Origin of the sequence: Spirosoma sp. KCTC 42546, assembly GCF_006965485.1 — a bacterium.
In the GTDB taxonomy this organism is placed as follows: domain Bacteria; phylum Bacteroidota; class Bacteroidia; order Cytophagales; family Spirosomataceae; genus Spirosoma.
Genome location: NZ_CP041360.1, coordinates 2,764,165 through 2,778,016, shown reverse-complemented (window position 1 = coordinate 2,778,016; position 13,852 = coordinate 2,764,165). Strand labels below are relative to the sequence as shown.

Genomic DNA, 13,852 nt, shown 5'->3' with positions numbered 1-13,852 from the left:
GGCAACTAAATGAGCACCGAATTCAGAAAGTTTGATGAACCTGTTACAGTACCAGATAACGACCTTCTGGGTGCAGGACTTTATGCAGAAAACCTTGCTCATTTTATCGAACAAGCCAGTCCCCCTTTCACGCTTGGCATTTATGGCGAGTGGGGTGCAGGTAAAACCAGTTTTGTACGATTAATCCAGTATTATCTCACACAAAAAATTTCTGAAAAGAAACTAACAAATCTACTGGCAAAACAACACCCATCTTTACCAAATGCTGCGCTAAGAGAATTACTCTCATTAAAATTATCAGGAAACGAAAAGCACAATACTACAAAAGAGCTGCTCACTGAGAAATTACAAAACCTCAATTTCCAGGGAGGTCAAATCGATGAAATTCTAAATTTCTCACCACAGGAACACATTCAATTTATTTATTTTTCAGCCTGGCCTTATACAACGTCTGATACGATATGGCGAGCGCTGGTATTAGAGATAACCCAAACGCTTTATAAGGCCAAGCTTCCGCAGGAAACTGTAATCGAACAGCCTGCACAAGAATCCACCTGGGGTCGCTTAAAGAAGTTTTTAGCATCTGACCTGGTCATATTCTCAAGGCCTCCCGAACAAAAAGACGACCTTGCCGACTATAAAACTATACTCGCTAGTCTGGATGACACAGCGTATGGCAGTATTAGCAAAGACACAGGCTTACAATATCAATTTAACCATGAAGTTGCTCTGACGACAATTGTAGAAGGTGCCCTAGAAACACTAGGCACTATTTCACCCTTGGTGAAGTTAGTGAGGAGTCTTTTTGGTATGGAATTCAAACCTGACCTTTCCAATGTTTTTCAAAAAGAAAAAAATGTAGCAACCCGCAAGTTGATCGAATCAATTGATGAGTTTCGTCGGCTATTGCGTAAAATCTTCAATGAACAAACGAAGGACACAAAAATTTTTGTCTTTGTTGATGATCTGGATCGGTGCCTGCCAGATGTCGCTCTCGACATTCTGGAAGCGATTAAAATCTTTCTCAATGATATCCCCTGCATATTTATTGTTGCCGCTGATGACAATCTAATCGGACAAGGATTACGGCTCCGGTATAAAGAACTATTTGGCAATATTGATCAGGCAAGAATAGAATCTCTTCTGGCGGTAAAAGGGCAAGAATATTTCGAAAAAATCATTCAGTTCGGTATTCGGGTTCCCCCTAAAACAAGTGAACAAACTCATAGTTTTATCACAGCTCAATTTCCCAGATGGATGCCTGCTACTGATATAATTCAGGCAGCAATTGGCAGTAACCCTCGTCGGCTAAAACAATACTGCAATCGACTCACGTATAATTTTATGGTGTATCAGCTGAAGCTGAACGAACCTACTAGTGATAAAGCAACGAGTAAGCCCGATGACACGGAAGCTCTAAATAAAATGGTACAACTCTCTGCTTGGTCCTTACCATGTGCCTCAGAGATCTGTAGATTAGCTGAGTTACTGGACACCTTGAAATTTAAAGAGAGTATGCTTGAACTGGAAAAGTGGGTTAAAATCACAGAGCCAGACAACCCCATTCCCGAAGCAATCCAATCTTTAGACAGCTGCTCATGCGTAGCACTTTATAAAATTATTACTGATATATCGCCCTTGCTTGGTATTTTCAATGAGGAACCACTTTTTTCTACTTTCGATTCGGTTCAGGTGGCAACATTCGCCAAATTCGCTCATACAAGTCCATTGCAGAACGGAATGATCCAAACGTCTGATCCTACTTTTAAGAGAATTTATGAGATATCGAAAGTAGGTTTCTTAGCTAGCAATATGATGATTGACAATCTGGCAAGATTAGTTGACTTTCATCAAAATAACCCTCCAGAAATAAACGACTACTTTTTTCAAATAGCTGAAAATGACAAATGGCCACAGGCAGTTATAGAGCTTGAAGAATTAGTTGATAATCCAAAATTCTTACTGGCAGATAACAAAGATATTTCTGGAATTCCCGAAGGCCTGCAAACAATATTAACTCAATTACAGGCTACCAAAGCAAGTCCGACAACATCCCAAAATGATCATATTTCCTTTTTGGAACTGAAGGATCAACTTATTAAACTTCCTAGGCTTTCAACCATACTCCGTCAGGAAGTAATCTATTTCAAACAAGCAATTGCAGAGGGGTTGCCAGCGATAATATTAGATCCAACATTTCAGAATACAAGTGAAAACAAGAATTATAAAATTGCCTACGATCTATATAAGAATTGGGATAAAAAGGAAAGCTCTGAAAAAGAATTTGTTACGAAAAGTCTAGAGCTTCGCTTTACAGCTATTAATTATTTCAAAAACTTACGCACTATTGCTAAGCTAGATAATCTGGACTATAAATGGCCGGAGTTAGGCCAAAAAACTCGCTTATATGGGCGCGTGTTTCTAAAAGCGCTTGAATCTGGCTTCGATCAGGAGTCGTTACCCGTCTTTAATGGTCTGAAAACATATCTGCAAGATGAGGCCTTAACGCGTTTTCTGGCCTTAGAACCCTTGTTCAGAGACATGCCTGATATAGCAATCAATAAATATCTGGCCGTTTCTCAACTCAGTGCTAAAGCCTCCCCTAATGAAGAAAAAACGACAGGACTCACTGCGACACCTAATTCCACCCCAGCACTAATCAGTGATAAATCTCAGCTTAAGTCCCTCTTGGTTTCGGTCGAAACCCTAGTCTCAACTGAACCTCCACAACTAGGAACTCCTATACCGGCACAGCTACCTACTCATACGGTTAAATTAAGCTTTGACACAAAAGAGGCCACGACTAACACAATCCTCAATGCAGAGCAAATTTTAGCAAGAATGGGACGCGTCCGCTTTCAGAAACCCGTCCTATCAAGCATAAATACCCGGGGGTTAGGTTTGTCAGAAGAACTTACTGAAAATCCCGAAGATTTCGGAAGTTGGCTCTGGAACACTTTACTGGGCGGAAAGCAAACAGACAATAGAGCGCTAAACGAAATACTCATTAGCGCTCTTTCATCAGATAAACTGCGGATAATTTTACAATTAAAAGACGAAAGCTTGTTTCCCGTTCCTTGGGAAACGATGTATCTGCCCGAACAAAATACCTTTATCAGTATAACACAAAAGTTTTCCTTAATACGGTATACGCAGCTCGCACAAGCAGGAAAACAGAATGACTTTGACGCACCTATCAAAATTTTAGTGGTCATTGCCAGTCCTAAAGATGCGCCCTATTTGGAATACAACCAGGAACGAGATATCATCAGTAACACCTTAAAAGAGGCTGTCGACAGAAACCAGGTTGAAATATACATTCTCGAACATGCCAGCATTGAGAAATTACAGCGAACTCTCCGTATTTTCCAACCCCAAATTTTTCACTTTATTGGGCATGGGGCACAAGGCAAACTCGTACTGGAAAATGAAGAGAATGGGGCTGTCGAATTTCTGGAAACTGACCAACTGAGTGTACTACTTGATACATATAAAATTAATATTGCCTTTTTAAACGCCTGTCATACGGCTACCCCTGTGGACCGTGCAGTAAGTACTGGAACTGCCGGAACATTAGTAAAAAAAGGGGTACCCGCCGTTGTTGCCAATACGGAACCCATACCTGATAAGACCGCTATTTTATTCACAAAAGAATTTTATCAGGCATTAGTTGACGGCTATTCCCTAGAATCCGCGGTAACGGAAGCTCGCAAAGCGCTATGGCTCGAACAATTAGAATGGCATTCCTATATACTCTATACCAGTACTTACGCCCTGGAGAACTATCGACTAAAAATCCCCGGCAAAAGAGAGACAGAATCCCGATAGGTCGAAATTTTCATCATGTAATTGACCATCAGTTCTAGTACAATAAATATGCAAGGTTAGCTGGCCGCTCTTCTTAGAGTTAATTCAATTTTCCATCATTTTTACAAAAAAGTGCTCTCATCGGTTATAAATTTCCTTCTTTTTCCTTCTTTCCTTTTGGGCCATCTTTCACCAACCATTGGCTCTTCGCACGAATCTGCATGAAACGCTATCTCTATTTTTTTCTGCTATTACTTGGGCCGGTTGCCTTCGCTCAAACACCCTTAAACGTCGATAAAGAATTTGCCTTTGCTGCCAAACAGTATGAGCTAATGCTTAAAAGTCACCCCGACACTACCAAATTCCCACAGTCTACGAAGCCCGACGGCACACCTGACGACCGTAAATCGGACTGGTGGTGCAGTGGCTTCTTTGGTGGCTCACTCTGGCATATCTATGAACGAACCAAAGCGCCAGTCTGGAAAGCTGCCGCTAACAAATGGACGATGGCTGTGGCCAAAGAGCAATACAATACGGGTACCCACGACTTAGGTTTCATGCTCTATTGCCCCTTCGGTAATGGGTATCGGCTGACTAAAAATGAGACGTACCCACCCATATTACTCACGGGTGCGAAGTCACTATCTACCCGCTTCGACCCAAAGGTTGGGGTAATTAAATCGTGGAATAAATTTCAGAACTATGATTATCCTGTTATCATCGATAATATGATGAACCTGGAGTTCTTGTTCTGGGCAGCAAAACGATCGGGAAATAAAGAATTTTATAACCTCTCTGTCACACATGCCGATAATACGATAAAAAACCATTATCGGCCCGATTATAGTAGCTACCACGTCGTTTGTTACAATCCTGACGGTACTGTGGCGGCTAAAAAAACTGCGCAGGGCTACGCCGATAATTCGGCCTGGGCGCGGGGACAGGCATGGGGCTTATACGGCTTCACAGTGATGTATCGTGAAACAAAAGACAAAAAGTACCTGGATTTCGCTCGTCACATTGCGGATTTTTACCTGAGTCATCCAAACTTACCCGCCGACAAGGTTCCGTACTGGGACTTTAATGCGCCTAATATTCCCAACGAAGAACGGGATGCCTCGGCCGCTGCCATTACAGCCTCAGCTTTACTTGAGCTGTGCACCTACGGCGGTCCATCGGCCAAGACGTATTACCAATCAGCGGTGAAGATGCTGGAAAGCCTGTCCAGCCCAGCTTACAAAGCTAATTTGGGCGAGAATAATAACTTTATTCTGAAACACAGCGTAGGGCATAAACCCCAAAAGAGTGAAGTGGATACGCCAATCATTTACGCTGATTATTACTACCTAGAAGCATTACTCCGCTATGATGCGCTCCAGAAAAAATCAGCGTTCCGGTCGTAATTTGGTATAAAAGAGTTTTGACAGGATGAACAGGATTAATAATCCTGTTCATCCTGTCAAAACTTTATCTAGTAATAGCGCCGAATAGCCTGAATTGTTACAATAGTTGGAGCCGACAAATAAAAGTCAAACAAGGAATGCCCTAATAGTTCATGGCTGATAGCATTAAGATGTTGTGGGTCATTTGCCAAAAAATACTCTTCTTCTGGGCGAATTACTAAATCGGAATCAAATACACTGAACAATTGATTTTCCGCTTCCTGTAACAATAAGTTGCGGCTCCGTTGCCGAACCCACTGGTTAATCCGATCCCGATTCGGAAACGGAGTCAGTATCAAAACATTATGACGGAAGGGGCGTAACTGTTTCAGCAAAACAGACAAGGCCATTTTGTCGCGCGACCGAACGAAAGAACGTAATAAGGTGCTCATTGCCTTGAATGAGCTAAGTTGCCCAGCCTCTGTATCCCTAGATTGCAATGTCAGTGACTGTGGTAACGCCGGTGTCGCCAAACAAGGCACATTCACCGAGTCGAAGACGGCGGGCTGAATAATCCGATGGTCAAGTTGAAGAACAATTAAGTCGAAACGGCTGAGGGGTAGTTGCGCCAGCGTAGACGACATCTGCGCCATCGTTAAATGAGCATAGGCTTCTACCGACACGGGTTGCCCGGCTCGGCTAACCTGCCGAATAAAATGCCCTACGAAACTTAAGTTTCCTCCCGACAGGCCGAAGCCATAGGTATGTTCATCGCCAATTACCAACACGTTCATCAGTCAATAAAAACGGGGCGAATAAACCCGTTTCCTACCTTTACGTAACAGCCTGGCTAACTGTGGCAATGGACACAGAAAAATTATTAACAACCTAAACAATAATTGCAACGTTATACGTTGGGAACGCGTAGTCTATGTAGTGTCAGGTTGTTAACGTAAATCCGATCGAACTTTGTTTTTCCGAAAATCGTCTTCCTTCGCCGATAATGATCTGCTAAGCGTTATTCGGGCTTGTCGCGTAAACGACCCGCGAGCCCAACGAACGCTGTTCAAGCAGTTTTTTGGCTATGCAAAGAGTATCTGCCTGCGCTACACCTCAAGTAGTGAGGAAGCCGAAGATGTACTAAACGAAGGATTTCTGAAAGCATTTCAGCATTTAGATAGTTATGATGAAACATTACCATTTAAAGCCTGGCTGCGGACAATTCTGGTAAATACGGCGATTAGTCACTATCGCAAAAATCATCGGTTTGAACAACACACATCGCTGGACGCGGGCGAACAGGTAGCCTTCGATGAGAATATTGTTGATCAGATTGCTGCTGAAGAGATTCTGGCCCTGGTTCAGCAACTAACACCAACCTACCGGACCGTATTTATGATGCACGTAGTGGATGGCTACACCCTCCACGAAATTGCCGGTATATTGAGCCATAACGAGGCTACTGTGCGTTCGAACTACGCCCGCGCCCGGCAGAAGTTACAGGTACTCATCAAACAAGCTTATCCATTTTACGAAAATTCTGGCCCTGGTGCCACCATTCCATATCATGAAAACTGACCGATTTTCCGATATTATCCGGCGAAAACTGGAAAGTATTCGGCCGGAATTTACCGAAAAAGACTGGACGAGGATGCAAGCCACGCTTCAGCAGGCTAGTCCGCCCCAACCCGGCTCAGGCGGCACAGGGCAACCCTTCAGTCAGAGTATCTGGTCATCGCACCCCTGGCTCATGGCGGCTGCAACTATCAGTACCGTTGTGTTGGTAGCCTTTAGCATCTGGCAACGGGCTGAAATTAACAACCTGCGTCAGGCGATAGGTCAACTCAAACAAAAGCCTGATTCAACGCAGGCAGCTCCTACCTTACCCGGACAGGAACAGTCGACACTATCCCAAACAGAGGGTGCTCGTCAGCCGTTGCCCGTGCAAAGCCGTGAATCAATGCCATCGTTGAATCAGAAACAAGGGATTTCTGGTGAACGGGATACTGTTTACATAACCCGCTATGTTACGCCACCTGCCCGTTCACGATCAGAGACTGTGGATGAACGGGCATTGCAGGGAACAGAAACTCCGCCTGATCAACGATATGCGGAAACAAGTCGATCGTCTGTTTCTACGAGCCCATCACGCCAACCTACTAACCTAACTAACAACCAGAAAACTGATTCCTATGGCGTTTCCTCTACTCCCTTAACCAGTGAAAAAAATACCTCTATAACCAGTTCTGAAAACAACGTTACTCCTTCGGTTACGCTGGATAAATCGGCGAATCCACTTGCCAATACCAGCCGTGAACGTCGGCTCAGGAAAGGTCGGTATTCAAATAAAAATGAAGTTTACCAGACCAATCCAGCTAGCGGCATGGTGACGAATAGTCGGAGTCCTAAAACTAACTATTCAGACAGGGCTACAAACCTAGTTAACTCGGTCGAGCAAACTCAGCAATCCAAAACCGAGCAGTCAGTTGCTATGAGTGGTACATCAGCCAGTTACGAACTGGCTACCAGTCGCCCTTTATCGGCAAAAACCGCTAACTGGAATGGCATGTTGGCTCAGCGAGCAAATCGAATAAGAAAGGCCTGGACTCCAGCGGTTATTGATGAGGTACAAACGGCTCCAGCCAGCCAGCCTGTTAAGCAACTACCAATCCAGTTCCGGCTAGGTGTAGGTGGTGAACTAGCCTCTGGTTTATGGAACGCAGGTGCATTTGGTGAAGTGCTTCTGGGCAAGCATCTGACCGTTGGCGTTGGATTTGTCCAGGCGACGTATACGAATAAGTTTACCAATGACGATGACTTCGAAGATCGTACACATCGTAATTTCAAAAAGGAATTTGGTCCAGGAATTGATCAATTCCGTGATATATTAAATATTGATACCCGTCAAACACGGTATCAGATCCCAGTAAGCCTTGGTTATCGGATTCCGCTTAACCAGTCGCTCTCATTACTACCAACCGTTAGTACCTATTTAAATCTGCAGAACACAGAAAATGTGACGTTTTATTGCCGGCTGCCCCTACCCCCTTTCCAGCAAAATCGCATTGATTTTGCTCAGGTAAATGTCAACAAAACCCAGTCGATTAATTTAATCAATACCCTATCGCTGGGAACTGGTATTGAATGGCACAGTAGACATTGGGCGCTACAGGGAAGTCCTACCCTTAATTTACCCCTGCAAAGCAATGCACAAACGATGCAGCCAGACCAAAACTGGCGGAATACAACAACTGTCAGTCTAAGGGCTAGATTACTGTACCAGTTTTAAATACGAATAGAGCGCTGATTTTTAGGGTCTATCTAATTAGAGTAATAGATAGATCCTAAAAATCAGCGCTCTATTTTATACTTACTTATCCGCTGATACCCGCCAAATACGCCCGGCAGCATCGTCAGCTACAAGCATTGATCCATCAGAAAGTACAGTCACGCCAACGGGTCGACCGTGTACGTCTTTGTTATTCCCCGCCAGAAAGCCGGTTAAAAAATCTTCAGGCTTGCCGGGTTTCCCGTCCTTAAACGGCACAAAAACGACTTTATAACCAACGAGTTGCGAACGATTCCAGGAGCCATGCTGTCCAATAAAGGCTCCGTTTTGATATTTTTCGGGGAATGTCGAGCGTGACCCCGTCGTTTTGTCATAAAAAGCTAATCCAAGCGAAGCCGTATGCGATCCAAGCGGCACATCGGGCACCAGGGCTTTCTTAACTAAATCTGGTCGTTCACCTTTCCGACGAGGGTCTTCATTTTGTCCGTAGTAGGAATAAGGCCAGCCATAAAACGCGCCCTCTTTCACGCTCGTCATATAATCTGGTACGAGGTCATCACCTAATTCGTCACGCTCGTTAACAGCCGTATAGAGCACCTTTGTTGTGGGTTGCCACCCCATACCAACGGGATTCCGTAAACCACTGGCGTAGATGCGTTCACCGGAACCATCGGGATTGATTTCCAAAATATTAGCCCGGCGGAGTTCATTCTCAGGCCCATGCTCCCCAACGTTACTACCTGACCCAACCGTAATATAAATCTTCTTCCCATCGGGGCCGGCCAGTAAATTTCGGGTCCAGTGGTTGTTGTAGCCGCCAACGGGTAGATCCAGGATTTTCTTACCGGGAGCCGTTATCTTGGTTTGTCCCGGTTTGTAATCATAGCGCATTAACGCACCTGTACCAGCAACGTAGAAACTGTTACCAAGAACAAGCATGCCAAATGGCCGATCAACACCCGATAGAAATGGCTGTCGTAAATCAGGTTTCCCATCTTTATTCGTATCCCGGAAAATCGTGATACGATTGGCGCTGGTTCCTTCCCGCTCGGATTTATTCCGTCCGGTTACCGCATTAATGACCTTTTCTTTGGCCCCGTCTCGTTCTGTATTCGCTTCCGCTACAAAGATGTCGCCGTTAGGAGCCTCATATATCCAGCGGGGGCTATCCAAATCACGAGCGAACTCCGTAACTGTAAAGCCCACTGGTGCCTGGGGAGTTTTGCCTTCGGGCCAGCCGGTAACATTACTAAAGTTTTTCGCCGATTTAGTCGCGAAAGGCGCAGGTAAGTTAATTATTGTATCGACGGTAGTAACCGTCTCACCAGTCTGGTTAGCGTCTTTTTTCTGATTGCAGCTCAGAAATAGCGCCGACAGCGCAACGCCTGTCAGCAGATATGTGGTTGTTTTCATTGTTGAGTAAATTGTACCTTTACTCAACTGCCTGTACATTCATTTGGTTATGGCTTGGCCTGTAAAGCTGTTATTCTCACAAGGCTCGGGAAAATTTAGCGTACGGAATAGGCCCTTTATAGAATACCTCACTCACAGCTTCCATACCAAATCGACGGTAGAAATCTGCCGCTTCAAGCCGGGCATCACACCAGAGAGTTATAGCTCTCAACCGTTTTGCTTCATCAATGACATGGTTTAATAAAAGCGTACCAATTCCCTGCCGCTGACAATCAGACCGAGTAGCAAATTTTCTAAATCGGCTGTCTTTGTCGTTAACAAATAGTGAGATTACGGCAACCAGCTCATCTTCCAGAAATGCCCCAAAATGATAGCCATCCGCATCGTTTTCTACCTTCACATACTCAAAAGGTTTGTCGGGCCAGAGTACATTATGCCGCAACGGGTAGGTTTGCTCAGGCGTGATGGAACGAATTAAAATCATGTTTTACGAACAAAGTCAAAACGGCAATTTTCCTAAATCGACATTCCCTCCCGTTATAATAATGCCGATTTTTTGGCCGGCAAACTGCTCTTTGTAGTTCAGAACGGCGGCCAATGGAACGGCACTCGATGGCTCGATAACGATTTTCATCCGTTCCCAAACGAGTCGCATAGCCGCTATAATTTCAGCATCGGAAACAGTCAGAATATCCATAACATGCGACTGGATAATGGCCAGTGTTCGCTCACTCAGGGTTGTCATGAGCCCATCGGCAATGGTATTAATATAAGGTGCTTTCTCTACTCGTCCGCTTTGAAATGACAGTACGGCATCGGCGGCACCTTCGGGCTCTCCGGCAATAACACGGGTTTTTGGGGATAGGTAATGAGTGGTCAAAGCTGTACCACTAAGTAGTCCTCCCCCACCAACTGGTGCCATAATTATATCGAATGGTACAGACGTTCCGGCATCCTCTATCAACTCTTTGGCAGCCGTAGCCTGCCCGGCAATCACGCGGTCGTCGTCGAAGGGGTGAACCAATACGGCACCTGTTCGTTCCATCACCTCACGAACGCCAGCTTCGCGCGCTTCGAGGGTTGGTTCACATTCAATGATCTCTGCACCATAGCCATGAACCGCGTCTTTTTTCACTTGCGGTGCGGTGCGTGGCATCACAATGTACGCGGGAAGACCAACCTGGCGAGCGGCAAAGGCAACCGCCTGTGCATGATTACCCGACGAATGCGTTGTTATGGCGTTACCTTCCTTATTCTGAACAACTTGTAAAACTGCATTGAGACCACCACGTGCTTTGAAAGCTCCTATTTTCTGAAAGTTCTCGCATTTAAAGAACAGTTCGGCCCCGACCCGGTCATTAATAGTTTGATTCGTGAGCACGGCAGTGCGGTGAATATAAGGCCGAACTCGGTCGTGGGCCTCCCGTATAGTATCGAATGAAATCATCAGGCTTTAAGACTACAGATGCGGGCAAATTACGAAGAAAAAAGCTTGGCCCCTTATAAACCATTGCTCGCTCATTGCATCAAATGAGTAACTTCCAGCTAATTTAGTACTTTACCAACCGAAGTAGCCGTTTACTTCCCCAACCTTAATTCGCTAAATCTGTTACGTTATGACTACCAACCGTCGTTCGTTCCTGAAACAAGCTGCTGGCTCGCTGGCAGGTATGGCTGTTATGCCAGCTGTTTTTGCTGAAGCACCCACAAAAAAAATGTTCTTCGATATTTCACTGGCTGAGTGGTCATTACACAAAGCACTGTTCGGTAAGAAAATTACGAACCTGGATTTTCCAGGCATTGCGCGTAAAGAGTTCGATATCAGCATTGTTGAGTATGTGAACCAGTTCTTCAAAGACAAAGCACAGGACAAAACCTATCTCAACGACTTGCTAACCCGTTGCAAAGACAATGGGATTACGAACCACTTGATTATGATCGATGGAGAAGGAAACCTGGGCGCTTCCGATGCTGCTGAACGGATGAAAGCGGTTGAAAATCACCACAGATGGGTGGAATGTGCCAAGTACCTGGGTTGTAAAACCATCCGGGTTAATGCTGCCGGGCAAGGCACTGCCGAGGAAGTTTCCAAAGCTGCCGTTGAAGGCTTAAGCAAATTAGGTGAGTTCGCCAAAACCATGAATATCAACGTCATCGTTGAAAACCACGGTGGTTATTCATCAAATGGCCAATGGCTATCCGGTGTGATGAAACAGGTGGGAATGAAAAACGTGGGCACCCTCCCCGACTTTGGCAATTTCTGCATCAAACATGGCCAGGGGCACGCCTGTCTGGAAGAATACGATCGCTATAAGGGAACAGCCGAGCTAATGCCATTTGCGAAAGGTGCATCAGCTAAATTCTACGACTTCGACGCAAATGGTAACTGCGTTGAAACTGACTATAATCGCATCATGAAGATTGTGAAAGACAGCGGTTTTAAAGGAACCATTGGCATCGAATACGAAGGCGATGGTCTTGAGGAGTATGAAGGTATCCGTAAGGCAAAAGCAATACTCGAACGCGTAGGGCCAACGGTATAAAATAATTTGTCATTACTAGTCAGGCCTTGTCATTAGGTTGTCATTCGTTGTATATACAGGCATATGCTGTTTACAATAAATGGCAACCTATTGACAAGGCCTGACTAGTAATGACACTATCATTAAAGTCCTACACTTGGCTGAGCTACATACCGAAGCAATTCCTGCCGGGTGGCTTCCTGCTCAAACTTGCCGCTATAAGACGAGGTGATGGTTGTGCTATTCAGATCACGAACTCCACGCGTTGACACGCAAAGGTGTTTGGCATCAATAATGACGGCAACATCCTCTGTTTCCAGGACACGCTTCAGTTCATCGGCAATCTGTATCGTCAGACGCTCCTGAACCTGAGGACGCTTGCAGAAATACTCCACAATCCGGTTCAGTTTCGAAAGACCAATTACTTTCCCACTGGAAATATAAGCCACATGGGCTTTACCAATAATGGGCACAAAATGGTGTTCGCAGTACGTTTGAACGGTGATGTCTTTTTCAACCAGCATCTCATTGTACTGAAACTTGTTGTCGAACAGCGTTGATTTGGGCTTGTTTGCTGGATTCAGACCGCTGAAAATCTCCTTCACATACATTTTGGCAACGCGCCGGGGCGAGCCTTTCAAACTATCGTCCGTCAGATCCAGGCCCAGAATATTCATAATTTCGCGAAAATGCTCTTCAATTAACTCCATTTTCAGGTCATCATCAAGGGCAAACGCATCATCACGCATCGGTGTGTCAATAGAACTTGTTCCATGATCATCGCCGAGTTCATCCACTAATTCGTCGCTATGGTGTCCATGTCCATTTAGCGCATGGCCATTAGACGGGGTATTCGACGAAGTTCCGTTCAGTTTCATACAGTCTGATTTTAAGATCTAAGCCCTCGCTTAGCTGATTGCGTAAAATGGTATAGATAACGATGGCAATGTTCTCGGCCGACGGATTTAAATCGGCGAATTCATCGGTATCAAGATTAAGGTTCTTGTGATCGAAGCGATCAAGGACATGTTCCTTCATAAGGTCGCCAAGATGCTTCATGTCAATTACGTAGCCCGTTTCAGGATCAATCGGGCCAACAACCTGCACAATCAGCTCATAGTTATGACCATGAAAATGGGGATTGTTGCATTTACCATACACACGGGTATTTTTTTCATCTGACCAATTTGGGTTGTTCAGACGATGTGCCGCGTTAAAATGTTCTTTCCGAAATACGGCAACGCGCTGACCACTAGTGCTGAGCGTGTTGATTCGGGGAACTTCCGTTCCAGAAGTGTCCATAAAAATGAATTGAAAAATGGTTCAATCAACCTGTCGTTACAAAGTTTGTGTACAACACAGGCAGACAGCGGAGCGTGTAGCCAAGACGCCCTTTCGTATGCGATTGATGCTTTAATAACCGGTTCTCTTCTATTTTT

11 protein-coding genes are annotated in these 13,852 nt (G+C 44.9%); 5 read left to right on the top strand and 6 right to left on the bottom strand.

Annotation, left to right across the window (positions count from 1 at the left end; all coding sequences use genetic code 11):
* Positions 1–9 precede the first annotated feature (9 nt).
* Both EXU85_RS11110 and EXU85_RS11105 read left to right on the top strand, forming a co-directional pair.
* Entirely contained in the window at positions 10–3,828 is a 3,819-nt protein-coding gene (locus tag EXU85_RS11110; protein ID WP_142772148.1) for a P-loop NTPase fold protein, read from the top strand.
* 200 nt (positions 3,829–4,028) lie between these two features.
* A complete protein-coding gene (locus EXU85_RS11105) occupies positions 4,029–5,210 on the top strand; it encodes a glycoside hydrolase family 88 protein (protein ID WP_142772147.1) in 1,182 nt (393 codons plus the stop codon).
* Positions 5,211–5,278: 68 nt separating this feature from the next.
* Here EXU85_RS11105 and EXU85_RS11100 read toward each other — a convergent pair whose 3' ends face one another.
* Positions 5,279–5,983, bottom strand: a complete 705-nt coding sequence (locus EXU85_RS11100) for an SGNH/GDSL hydrolase family protein (protein WP_142772146.1) — start codon at positions 5,981–5,983, stop codon at positions 5,279–5,281.
* Between the two features lie 175 nt (positions 5,984–6,158).
* Here EXU85_RS11100 and EXU85_RS11095 point away from each other — a divergent pair, with 175 nt between their 5' ends.
* Together EXU85_RS11095 and EXU85_RS11090 are read left to right on the top strand one after the other, a co-directional pair.
* Complete coding sequence (locus EXU85_RS11095) at positions 6,159–6,767, top strand: RNA polymerase sigma factor (protein WP_142772145.1); 609 nt, start codon at positions 6,159–6,161, stop codon at positions 6,765–6,767.
* Complete coding sequence (locus tag EXU85_RS11090) at positions 6,757–8,478, top strand: hypothetical protein (RefSeq protein WP_142772144.1); 1,722 nt, start codon at positions 6,757–6,759, stop codon at positions 8,476–8,478. The genes EXU85_RS11095 and EXU85_RS11090 overlap by 11 nt, the downstream gene beginning before the upstream one ends.
* A gap of 81 nt (positions 8,479–8,559) precedes the next feature.
* Here EXU85_RS11090 and EXU85_RS11085 read toward each other — a convergent pair whose 3' ends face one another.
* The 3 genes from EXU85_RS11085 to EXU85_RS11075 form a co-directional block, all read right to left on the bottom strand.
* Positions 8,560–9,891, bottom strand: a complete 1,332-nt coding sequence (locus EXU85_RS11085) for a sorbosone dehydrogenase family protein (protein ID WP_142772143.1) — start codon at positions 9,889–9,891, stop codon at positions 8,560–8,562.
* A 76-nt stretch (positions 9,892–9,967) separates the two neighbouring features.
* Entirely contained in the window at positions 9,968–10,375 is a 408-nt protein-coding gene (locus EXU85_RS11080; protein WP_142772142.1) for a GNAT family N-acetyltransferase, read from the bottom strand.
* A gap of 15 nt (positions 10,376–10,390) precedes the next feature.
* Positions 10,391–11,338, bottom strand: coding sequence for a threonine/serine dehydratase (locus EXU85_RS11075; protein ID WP_142772141.1), 948 nt, complete (start codon positions 11,336–11,338; stop codon positions 10,391–10,393).
* Positions 11,339–11,507: 169 nt separating this feature from the next.
* Here EXU85_RS11075 and EXU85_RS11070 point away from each other — a divergent pair, with 169 nt between their 5' ends.
* Entirely contained in the window at positions 11,508–12,434 is a 927-nt protein-coding gene (locus tag EXU85_RS11070) for a sugar phosphate isomerase/epimerase (RefSeq protein WP_142772140.1), read from the top strand.
* Positions 12,435–12,556: 122 nt separating this feature from the next.
* Here the strand turns inward: EXU85_RS11070 and folE are convergent, their stop codons facing one another.
* Together folE and EXU85_RS11060 are read right to left on the bottom strand one after the other, a co-directional pair.
* A complete protein-coding gene (folE, locus tag EXU85_RS11065; protein WP_142772139.1) occupies positions 12,557–13,291 on the bottom strand; it encodes a GTP cyclohydrolase I FolE in 735 nt (244 codons plus the stop codon).
* Positions 13,254–13,715: a 6-carboxytetrahydropterin synthase gene (locus EXU85_RS11060; protein WP_142772138.1), complete on the bottom strand. Its 462-nt coding sequence runs from the start codon at positions 13,713–13,715 to the stop codon at positions 13,254–13,256. Before EXU85_RS11060 ends, folE begins: the two co-directional genes overlap by 38 nt.
* Between the last annotated feature and the right edge of the window lie 137 nt (positions 13,716–13,852).